The 10,669-nt window shown below is 61.8% G+C and carries 10 protein-coding genes; 8 read left to right on the forward strand and 2 right to left on the reverse strand.

Annotation, left to right across the window (positions count from 1 at the left end; translation table 11 throughout):
- Window positions 1-270 precede the first annotated feature (270 nt).
- The 6 genes from VIH17_10510 to VIH17_10535 all read left to right on the forward strand — a co-directional run bounded on the left by VIH17_10510 (window position 271) and on the right by VIH17_10535 (window position 5,929).
- Window positions 271-720, forward strand: coding sequence for a biopolymer transporter ExbD (locus tag VIH17_10510; protein HEY4683663.1), 450 nt, complete (start codon window positions 271-273; stop codon window positions 718-720).
- An 84-nt stretch (window positions 721-804) separates the two neighbouring features.
- Complete coding sequence (locus VIH17_10515) at window positions 805-1,569, forward strand: tetratricopeptide repeat protein (GenBank protein HEY4683664.1); 765 nt, start codon at window positions 805-807, stop codon at window positions 1,567-1,569.
- A 304-nt stretch (window positions 1,570-1,873) separates the two neighbouring features.
- The gene (locus tag VIH17_10520; protein HEY4683665.1) at window positions 1,874-4,081 is read left to right on the forward strand and encodes a bifunctional (p)ppGpp synthetase/guanosine-3',5'-bis(diphosphate) 3'-pyrophosphohydrolase; all 2,208 of its coding nucleotides are present in this window, start codon (window positions 1,874-1,876) and stop codon (window positions 4,079-4,081) included.
- Between the two features lie 24 nt (window positions 4,082-4,105).
- Window positions 4,106-4,483 carry a RidA family protein gene (locus tag VIH17_10525; GenBank protein HEY4683666.1) on the forward strand — a complete coding sequence of 126 codons (378 nt, stop codon included), beginning with the start codon at window positions 4,106-4,108 and terminating at the stop codon, window positions 4,481-4,483.
- Window positions 4,484-4,561: 78 nt separating this feature from the next.
- Window positions 4,562-4,750 (forward strand): 50S ribosomal protein L28, encoded by a 189-nt coding sequence (gene rpmB, locus VIH17_10530; GenBank protein ID HEY4683667.1) that lies wholly within the window; start codon window positions 4,562-4,564, stop codon window positions 4,748-4,750.
- 57 nt (window positions 4,751-4,807) lie between these two features.
- On the forward strand, window positions 4,808-5,929 hold the full coding sequence (locus tag VIH17_10535) for a SurA N-terminal domain-containing protein (GenBank protein ID HEY4683668.1): 1,122 nt from the start codon (window positions 4,808-4,810) through the stop codon (window positions 5,927-5,929).
- A gap of 108 nt (window positions 5,930-6,037) precedes the next feature.
- On the opposite strand, the gene VIH17_10540 is transcribed toward VIH17_10535, so the two are convergent.
- Complete coding sequence (locus tag VIH17_10540; protein HEY4683669.1) at window positions 6,038-6,571, reverse strand: biotin/lipoyl-containing protein; 534 nt, start codon at window positions 6,569-6,571, stop codon at window positions 6,038-6,040.
- Window positions 6,572-6,599: 28 nt separating this feature from the next.
- Complete coding sequence (locus VIH17_10545; GenBank protein HEY4683670.1) at window positions 6,600-8,141, reverse strand: acetyl-CoA carboxylase biotin carboxylase subunit; 1,542 nt, start codon at window positions 8,139-8,141, stop codon at window positions 6,600-6,602.
- A 146-nt stretch (window positions 8,142-8,287) separates the two neighbouring features.
- Between VIH17_10545 and VIH17_10550 the strand changes: the two genes are divergently transcribed.
- Both VIH17_10550 and VIH17_10555 read left to right on the forward strand, forming a co-directional pair.
- Window positions 8,288-10,243 (forward strand): S9 family peptidase, encoded by a 1,956-nt coding sequence (locus VIH17_10550; protein ID HEY4683671.1) that lies wholly within the window; start codon window positions 8,288-8,290, stop codon window positions 10,241-10,243.
- 174 nt (window positions 10,244-10,417) lie between these two features.
- On the forward strand, window positions 10,418-10,669 hold a 252-nt coding region (locus tag VIH17_10555), incomplete at its 3' end, for a hypothetical protein (protein HEY4683672.1).

Raw genomic sequence — 10,669 nt, forward strand, 5'->3', positions numbered from 1 at the left:
GTCACAGGGCATGCTTTATTGATCATACAGGATCGAGATGTATAGGCTCATCAAGTTGGAACGGCACTGGAGCGACATAATTAGTCATACGTGCTGAGTCCATGAAGAACTTAGCCCAAAATAGTTGGAACGGCACTAGCCAACTCTGCCTCCGCCTGAACCCTATGCCGGCCGGCACGGAACCCGGCGCGGCGCCCTCCTGGGCCGGAGGAGTGTTTGCCAGGGGATGTCGGCGACGGCAGTAACTTGCGCCCATAAAGGGAGAAGAAAATGGCCATAGCAGTTGGTGAACCTGGATCAGGTCCCAAAGCGGACATCAACATAACGCCGCTGATTGACGTCCTGCTGGTGCTGATCATCATTTTCATGGTGATCACGCCATTGGTGCCGAAGGGGCTCGACGCTCTGGTTCCTCAGCCGAACCCCGACCGGCGACCGGAAACCGCTCCCGACCCTTCCCGGGTGATTGTCGTCCAGGTGCTGTGCCCGAACCCGGCCTGCGTGACACAGCAGATCAAGATCAATGAGCTGCCCGTCAGTTGGGAGACGCTCGGCCCGCGGCTGGAGGAGATTTTCAAGCTGCGCGCCGAGAAGGTCGCTTTCGTAAAGGGAGACGAAAAGATCAACTTTGGCGAAGTGGCCCGCGCGATTGATATTATGCGGGGCGCCGGCATCGACAAGGTCGGGCTCATCACCGCCAAGATCGAAGCGGGTGAGTAGTCGCGCCTTCCCCGCCTGAGCCGGGTGCCGCCGGGGCGGGTGATCGGCGAGGCGTATTATCTATCCTTAAAGCAGGAGTCACGCATGAGACGTTTTGCCGTCCTTCTGGGTGTGGCCACACTGGCGCTCGCCGCCACCGGCTGCAACAAGCTCAAGGCTCGCGACCACCTCAACAAGGGCGTTCAGGCTTACAAGGTCGCTCAGTTTAATACCGCCATCGAACATTTCCGGCAGGCCATTGAGCTGGATCCTTCCCTCATCAACGCCCGGCTTTATCTCGCCACCGCTTACGCCAGCCAGTACATCCCCGGCGCTCCCTCCCCGGAAAACATCAATGTCGGCGAACAGGCGATTGCCGAATTCAAGAAAGTGCTGGAGATGGATCCGAACAACATCGGCAGCATCAAGGGCATCGGCGGGCTCTACTTCAACATGAACCAGATGGAGGACGCCAAGGAGTGGCAGCGGAAGCTGACCGTGCTCGAGCCGAACGATCCGGAACCCTACTACTACATCGGGGTGATTGACTGGACGCTCTCTTTCAAGCCGCGCAACGAACTGCGCAACAAGCTCAAGCTTGCCCGCCCCGAGGACCCCATCCCGGTCAAGCCGCGGCTGGAACTTGCCAAGTCAAATGGGCCGGTGGTCGAGGAGGGCATCGAAGCCCTGAAAAAGGCGATCGAAATCAAACCCGACTACATTGACGCCCTGGCCTACCTCAACCTTCTTTACCGCGAAAAAGCCGACCTGGTCGAAGCCGCCGAGCGTGCCGGCTTGACCAGCCAGGCCGACGCCATCGTCGAAAAAATCAAAGAGATTCGTGGCGGCAAGGAGGGTGCCGCCCAGTAGCTCGGTCGAGGAGACCATCGCGCTTCCTTGAGGAAAGCGTGGCCGCAGCCGGCCGGGGACCACCTTTCGCCAGCCGCATCCCGAAGAAGGTTTCCCTGCCTGCCTCCGGCAGCGAGCTCCGACCGCCGGCCCCGAATCGAGAGTACTCGCGTCCCACCTTTGCCGGTTACGACTTGCATCTTTGTCCGGGGCAAGGCCGGCGCGGCTCGAGCCCGAATCCAGTCCCGAAGCCTCGGGAGTGCCCGAGGCTCGCCCGTCACCGGGCTGGCGGGCAAATTCCCCTGGCCTGAGCTACAATATTCGAATGATGGCCAGTCGGGGCAGTTCGCTCTCCACCTCCAAGCAGGATCGGGCGACGACGGCGCGCTTTGAGGAGGTCTATAAGCAGGTCGAGGAGAGCCGCCCGGGCGCCGATCTGAGCATGCTCCGCCGGGCCTATGCCTTCAGCGCCGAGCACCACCGCCAGCAAGTCCGCGAATCGGGCGAGCCCTATCTTTCCCACCCCCTGGAAGTGGCCAAGGTCCTGGCCGAGATGAAGCTCGACGTGACGACCATTTGCGCCGGGCTGCTTCACGACGTGGTGGAAGACTCCCAGATACCCATCGAGGAAGTGAAAAAGGAGTTTGGCGCGGAAGTGGCGCGGCTGGTCGAAGGCGTCACCAAGATCAGCCGCCTCGACTTGCTCGCCCCGGAAGCCCGCCAGGCCGAGAACGTACGGAAAATGGTCCTGGCGATGGTGGAAGACATCCGGGTGGTGCTGGTGAAGCTGGCGGACCGCCTGCACAACATGCGCACGCTTGGCTTCCTCCCGGCGGAAAAGCGCGAGCGCATTGCCCGGGAAACGCTGGAAATTTACGCCCCGCTCGCTCACCGTCTCGGCATGGGCAAAGTTCGCGGCGAGCTGGAAGACCTCGCCCTGAGCTTCCTCGAGCCCGAAACGTTCCACGAACTTGCCGAAACCATGGAATCGAAGCGCAAGGTGAACGAGCGCTTCCTCGAGGAAGTTCGGGCAAGCACGCAGAAGCAGCTTGCCGAGGCCGGCATCCCCGCCAAGGTCGAAGGCCGCATCAAACGCATCTACAGCCTCTACCAGAAGATGAAGCAGCGTCTGGTGGCTCTCGATCAGGTGTTTGATCTGATGGCGGTCCGGGTGCTTACCGACACGGTCAAGAATTGCTACGCCGCTCTGGGCGTCATTCATCAGGCATGGCGGCCGGTGCCGGGCCGCTTCAAGGACTATATTGCGATGCCCCGGCCGAACCTTTACCAATCGCTGCACACCACCGTGGTGACGGCCACCGGCCAGCCCTTCGAGGTTCAGATCCGAACCCACGAGATGCACCGCATCGCTGAGGAGGGCATCGCGGCTCACTGGAAATACAAAGATGGCAAGGAAGCCTCGGCTCAAGACGATCAGCGGATTGCCTGGCTGCGCCATCTGGTCGAATGGGCGCGCGAGATGCAGCAGCCCGGCGACTTCCTCTCCACGCTGAAGCTCGACCTCTACCCGGAAGAAGTTTATGCCTTCACGCCCAAGGGCCGGATCCTTTCCCTGCCGCGCGATGCCACGCCGGTGGATTTCGCTTATGCCGTCCATACCGAAGTCGGCCACCAATGCATCGGCGCCAAGGTGAACGGCCGGATTGTCCCGCTGCGGACCCGGCTCCAGAATGGCGACGTGGTGGAAATCTTGACCCAGGCCGGCCGTGGCCCCAGCCGCGATTGGCTGAGTTTTGTCAAAACCTCCCGCGCCCGAGGCAAGATCCGTCATTGGCTTTCCGTCCACGAGCGCCAGCGGGCCATCGAACTGGGCAAGAAAATTTTCGAGAAATGCGCCAGGCGCTACGCCATTTCACTGAAAAAGTATTCGGAGCAGGATTTTGCCCGGCTCGCCCATGAGCACCATTGCCAGAATGGCGACGACCTCTACGCCAACCTCGGTTACGGCCGCTGGTCAGCCCGGCAAGTTCTCTCCAAACTGGCCGGGCGTCCCCTCGGCGAGCCCCGGCCGGAAGAAAAAGCCTCCCGGCTGGCGAGCGCGGTCAAAAAAGTCCTGGGGATTCGCGATGCCATGATCCTGGTGAAAGGTCATGGCGACTTGATGGTCTATCGCGCCAGGTGCTGCAACCCCATCCGCGGCGAGGAGATCATCGGCTACATCACTCGCGGCAAGGGCGTGGCCGTGCATGCAAGCCATTGCCGGAATGTTCAAAATTTGCTTTACGGCAGCGAGCGGAGCATTGGTGTCGAATGGACGTCCACCGGCGGAGATGCTTTCCCCGTGCGGCTGAGCCTTGCGACCGAAGACCGCCCCGGCCTGCTCAAGGAAATCAGCTCCATCATATCGGATGAGAAGCTGAACATCAAAAATCTCGAAGCGCGCACCGGCAACCAGCGGGCGCAAATCGACCTGAGCCTCGACATCATGGATCGAAAACAGCTCGAACGAATCATCGCCTCGCTCAAAAGAATCCCCGGCGTATATGACGTCATCCGCCTGCCGCGGCCTTAGCCCAGCGCTCCCCAAGGAGGTCTTGTGCGACAAATCGTTTCCACTGAGAAAGCACCCAGGGCGATCGGGCCGTATTCGCAAGCGGTGCGCGCCGGCGGATGGCTCTTCGCTTCCGGCCAGATTCCCATCGATCCAGCCACCGGCCAGATGATCACGGGCGACATCAAGACGCAGACGGAACGGGTGATGAAAAACCTCGAGGCGATCCTCGAAGCGGCTGGCCTATCTTTTGCCCACGTCGTCAAGACCACGGTCTATTTGAAAGATCTGAACGAGTTTTCGGCCATGAACGAGATCTATGGCCGATTCTTCCCGGCTTCGCCCCCGGCGCGCGCCACAGTGGAAGTGGCCCGGCTGCCGCGCGACGCCCGCGTCGAGATTGATCTCCTGGCAGCCGGATAGCGCGTTTGCAAGCCCGGAGGGTCCGTGCTAGCATGCTGGTTTTCGCGTTCGGCGAAATACCTGTCTGAGGAACACGGAATGGCTCAGAGGTGTGAGGTCTGCGGCAAAGGGCCGCAGGTGGGCAACCGCATCAGCCACGCCCATAACGTGACGTCGCGACGCTGGAACGTCAATCTGAAACGCTTGCGCGTGGTGGTGGGCGGCAGCCGCCGGCGCATGCGCGTTTGCGCGGCTTGCATTCGTGCCGGCCGCGTGACCAAGGCATGATCTTCGCCAGCGGGAAACCATCGCCGGGCGCTGGCCGCGGCGAGCAAGCTACATGGCATGAAGTTGAGGAATCCACCCATTAGCTTTCGCAGCCCCGCTGTTCGTAGCGTCACTGTTGCGGGGCTCGCTCTGCTCGTGCTGCCTCCTCTGTTTCTTGGCGGCTGCAACCGGGGCGGCACCCCTTCCACGGAAGCGTGGGCGGTGGTGAACGGCAAAGAGATCAAGCGGGCCGAGGTGGAGAAATACTTTCGCAGCCGCGGGCTGCAGCAGGGCGGCGAAACTCCTTCGAGCGAAGAAGCCCTCAGCCTGAAGCTCAATATCCTCGAGGAACTCATCAACAACCAGATTCTCTTCGCTCGCGCCTCCCGGCTCGGGCTCATCGCCACCGATGGCGAAGTCGAGGACAAGTTCACCGAACTCAAAAGCCCGTACACCGAGGAAGAATTTCAAAGGCGGCTCAAAGAACAGGGCACCGCCGTGGAGGATTTGAAACAGGACGTGCGCCGCGGTTTGACGACGCAAAAACTCATCAACAAAGAAATCATCGCCAAGATCACAATCAGCGACGCCGACATCCAGAGCTTCTACGACTCGAACCGCGCGCTCTTTAACCGGGCCGAGGCGCAGTACCGGGTGGCCAACATCCTGGTCACACCCCACGGCGAAGCTCAGATCCGCAATCGCAAGGGCGATGACGCCAAGTCAGAGGCGGCGGCGCGCCAGAAGTTGCGCATGCTCGAGGAGCGACTCGGCAATGGTGAGGATTTTACCCGCCTGGCAGAAGACTATTCCGAAGACCCGATCAGCGCGACGACGGGCGGCGACATGGGCTACATCGCTGCCTCAGGACTGGAGCGCGCTGCGCCGGCGCTCAAACAGACGATCCTGGCTTTGCGAGTCGGCGAGACCAGCCGCGTGATCTCGACGCGCGACGGTTACCGCATCTTGAAGTTGCTGGCCCGCGAACCGGCCGGCCAGCGCGATCTCGCCGACCCGGTGGTCCAAAGTTCCATCCGGGAAAACCTGCGCAACCGCAAGGTGCAATTGCTGCTCGACGCCTACCTGAAACAACTCCGCAGCGAAGCCAAAACGACCAACTACCTCGCCCAGCAAATCCTCGAATCCGCCGGCAAACTGCCCGCCCAAGCTGCGCCCACTGGCGCAACTCAGCAAAAGTAGAGCTCGTCAGTCGAAAAGCGAAATTCGAAAATCGGAACAGACGATCCATGGCGCGGTTGATTTCCGAGTTTCAATTTTCGTTTTTCGAGTTTCGAATTCGAGTGGCACTTACGCCACGATGACCAGCGTTTCGCCGACGTTTACGGCCAAGCCAGCGGTAGCGAAAATCTTTTCGACCGTGCCCTTCTTGGGCGAATGGATTTCATTCTGCATCTTCATGGCCTCGACGACGAGAAGGCCCTGACCGGCCTCGACCGAATCGCCTTCTTGAACGAGCACACGCACCACCCGGCCCGGCATCGGCGCCGCGACCTGTTGGCGACCGGCTGTCTCAAATCCGCCCGCCTCCCTGCGCCGCAGCCGGCGCGGGTCGTGCACCCGGACGACGAATTCGTACGCCCCCGAACCGAACCCGCCCGATTGGGCCCCGCCGACGTGGACGCGAAGGCCCTCAGGCGCGGCGGCGGGTTCGACGCGAACTTCATAGGATCGCCCTTCCCAGAGAACCGAATAAAGACCGGGACGGATTTCGGCAAAGTCGGCTGCCAGCGCGGCGCCGTCCACATGGCCGGATGACCCCGAAGCATCGGTCAACAGCTCGACCAGATGAGTTCGCTCGCCAATTTGGACTTCGCGCTTCATCGCGTAACCTTGGCTCACCCCCCAAATTTCATGGGCGCGGCTTGCGATCCAACAGTGCCTGCCGGCCCGCGATCTTCCAGCGGCTCTCGCTTCGTCCGGCAACCCGAGAGGCGCCATCCCGGCCCGGAGTCGAGCACGCAAAGACAACGGCGGCGAGCGCCGCCAGCCGCTCCACCCTCTCGCGCTGGTCCTCTCCTATATGGCGGCGCTCCGCCAGCATCCGGTCAACCAGCCCGGTATCGAGCCGTCCGGCCAAGAAATCCGGATGATCCAGAATCTGACGAAAGAAGGAAAGGTTGGTCTTGATTCCGCCGATCGCGTATTCCGCCAGGCCACGCTTCAACCGGAGGATCACTTCCTGCCGGTCGTTGCCCCAGGCAATCATCTTGCCGAGCAAGGGGTCGTATTCAAGCGGCACGGTCCAGCCCTCAAAAACACACTCGTCGAGGCGGATGCCGGGCCCCAGCGGCCGGCGCAGATGAGTGACCGTGCCGGGCGACGGAAAGAAGTTGTTATCGGGGTCCTCGGCATAGACGCGCAACTCCATCGCCGCGCCGCGGAGCTTTACATCCGATTGCGCGAACGGAAGCTTTTCCCCGGCGGCGACGGCAATTTGCAACTTCACCAGGTCCAAGCCGGTGACCAGCTCCGTCACGGGATGCTCCACCTGCAAGCGCGCATTCATTTCGAGGAAATAAAACTTCAGGCCGGACTCACTATCGGCGGAGCGCTCCGCCACCAGAAATTCAGCCGTGCCGGCATTGGTGTAACCGGCCGCCTTGGCCAGCCGAACCGCCGCCTCGCCCATTTGCGCGCGCAGCTCCGGCGTCACAATGGGCGAAGGCGACTCCTCAATCACCTTCTGGTGACGACGCTGGATCGAACATTCGCGCTCGCCCAGGTAGGCAACGTTGCCATGCTCGTCACCCAGGATTTGCATCTCCACGTGCCGCGGGCGTTCCAGGTACTTCTCGATGTAAAGCGCCGGATCGTTAAACGCGTTCTCGGCTTCGCTTTGAGCATCGCGGAAGGCCGCCGGCAACTCCTCCGGCGTGCGCACCAGCCGCAACCCTTTCCCGCCACCTCCGCCGGCTGCCTTGAGCATGAGCGGGTAGCCAAATTCGCGGGCGAGCTGCCTGGCCTGCTCGACCGATGCGAGATGGGTGGTCATCCCGGGCACCACCGGCACCCCGGCGGATACGGCGATCTTCCGCGCAGCGGTCTTCGAACCCATGCGCTGCATCGCCTCCGCGCTCGGACCAATAAAGACGATTCCGTTTTCCCGGCAGGCCCGGGCCAGCGCCGGATTTTCCGCCAGAAAGCCATAGCCGGGATGAAGCGCGTCGCAGCCGGCTTTGCCCGCCACCTCCAAGAGCTTGTCGATGCGGAGGTAACTCTCCGTGGCCGGCGCGGGGCCGATGGGATAGGCCTCGTCGGCGATGCGCACGTGCAGCGATTTTCGATCCACGTCGGAATAGACGGCCGCAGCCGCCAGTCCCATCTCGCGGCAGGCGCGGAGCACCCGGATGGCGATTTCCCCGCGATTGGCAATCAGAATCTTCTTGAACATCCAAACTCCGCCCCACCGCATTCTAGCACAGCGGCTCAGGCGGGGCTGTTTCATGGCGGCGGGATGCCCTCTTCGGGTTGATTTCAGAAACTTTTTGCTCTACAAGGGCGTATGACAAAGCGAAACCCTTCTCAGGGAGAAGACCGATGAAACGCTTTTCGTATGTTGTGGCTGTTCTGTTCTTCTGCGCTGTTCTCGCCACCCCGGCAGGCGGCCAGACCGGCGAGATTGCGCCGGGCGACAACCTGGTGGTCGAGGGCATCCCGAAAATTCCAGCCGCGCTCGCCGAGACGGTCGGCCGCTACACCGAGTTCCGTTCAGCCTCGCTGCAGAGCTGGCACCCGACCCGACGCGAGATGCTGATTTCAACGCGCTTCGCCGACACCCCGCAGGTTCATCTGGTGAAACTCCCCGGAGGCGCGCGCACGCAGCTCACCTTTTTCCCCGACCGCGTGGGCGGGGCCTCCTACAGCCCGAAACGGGGAGACTTCTTCATATTCATGAAGGATGTCGGTGGCAACGAAGTCGCTCAGGGCTACCGCTACGACCTTGCCACCGGCAACATTACCCTGCTCACCGATGGGAAGTCGCGGCACACCGGGGGACGCTGGTCCAATGCCGGAGATCGCTTCGCTTACGGACGGTTGCGGCCCACTCCGGAGGGCATCTTCCTCGATCTGCAGGTGATGGATCCCTCCGACGCGAAGACTGATCGGCTGCTCGGGGAGCTGAAAGGCGCGGGCTGGTCACCGCTCGACTGGTCGCCGGACGACCGCAAAATCCTCGTGGGGGAGTACATCTCCATCAACGAAAGCTATCTGTGGTTGGTCGATGCGGCGAGCGGCGAGAAGACGTTGCTCACGCCCAAGGGTGGCGCCGAAAAAGTGGCCTACAGCGGCGGACAGTTCAGCAAAGATGGCAAGGGCATCTACGTTACCACTGACAAGGATTCCGAATTCCAGCGGCTGGCCTACGTTGATCTGGCCACGAAGGCGCACACCTACCTGACCCGCCACATCAATTGGGACGTGGAGGATTTTGACCTCTCGCCGGATGGGAAGACACTCGCCTTCATCACCAACGAGGACGGGCTCAGCGTTTTGCGTCTGCTCGACACCGCGACCGGCAAAGAGAAACCCGTGCCCAGGCTCCCCATCGGCGTGATCGCGGGACTCCGTTGGCACGAGAACGGGAGGGACCTCGGCTTCGCTCTTTCCTCCGCCCGCTCCACCGCCGACGTCTATTCGCTCGACCTCAAAACTGGAAAGATCGGGCGCTGGACCTACAGCGAAACGAGCGGGCTCAATACGGAAAGCTTCGCCGAGCCGGAACTGGTCCGCTGGAAGAGCTTCGACGGCCGGATGATCTCGGGGGTCTTGTATCGGCCCCCGGCGAAATTCACCGGAAAACGGCCGGTCCTCATCAACATCCACGGCGGCCCGGAGTCTCAGTACCGTCCGGTATTCCTCGGGCGGACAAACTATTACCTGAACGAACTGGGCGTGGCTATCCTGTTCCCGAATATCCGCGGCTCGGCCGGGTACGGCAAGACGTTCCTGAAGCTCGACAATGGCTTCCTGCGCGAGGAGTCCTACAAGGATATCGGCGCGCTGCTCGATTGGATCCCGACGCAGCCCGAGCTCGACGCCGACCGCATCATGGTCACCGGCGGCAGCTACGGCGGCCATATGACCCTGGCGGTGGCCACGAATTACAATGACCGCATTCGCTGTGCGGTGGACATTGTGGGCCCTTCCAATCTCGTGACTTTTCTCCAGAACACTGAAAGCTACCGGCGCGACCTGCGGCGCGTCGAATATGGCGACGAGCGCGACCCCAAGATGCGCGAGTACCTCGAGCGCATCGCCCCGCTCAACAAGGCCGAGAAAACCCGGAAGCCCCTCTTTGTCATTCAGGGCAAGAACGATCCCCGCGTCCCGCTATCCGAGTCCGAACAGATGGTTGCCACCGTGCGCAAGAATGGCACGCCGGTCTGGTACCTGATGGCCAAGGATGAAGGCCACGGCTTCGCCAAAAAGAAGAACCAGGATTTCCAGTTCTACTCGACCGTGGCGTTCATCCAAGAGCACCTGCTGAAGTAGCGCTTCGCCCGGGCACCGGGAGTTTGCCCCGACTCATTTTGGCGGGGTCAGGGCATAGCTTTAGCCGAGCCGGTCAGGATCGGTACGGCGATGCGGTCAAGCGGCAGGGTTCTTGCGAGGGAACCCAGTCGCTCCCGTCTGCGCAAGTTCAAGAAGAGAGCCGAGGGCAGGGGTATGTTCTTCCGGGAATTGGTCGCCCAGACGGTTGGCAACCTCCTGGCGCACAAGTTGCGCAGCTCACTGACGATGTTCGGGATCGCCTGGGGCATCGTTTCGGTCACGCTGATGGTAGCGGCGGCCGAAGGCATCCGTGTCGGGCAGCGAAAGGCGCGGGAAACGCTCGGCAAAGACATCCTGATCGTTTTTGGGGGACGAACCAGCCTCCAGGCGGGCGGGCGGCGGGCGGGGAAGGTGGTGCGCATCGTA

Source organism: Candidatus Acidiferrales bacterium (genome assembly GCA_036514995.1).
GTDB lineage: Bacteria > Acidobacteriota > Terriglobia > Acidiferrales > DATBWB01 > DATBWB01.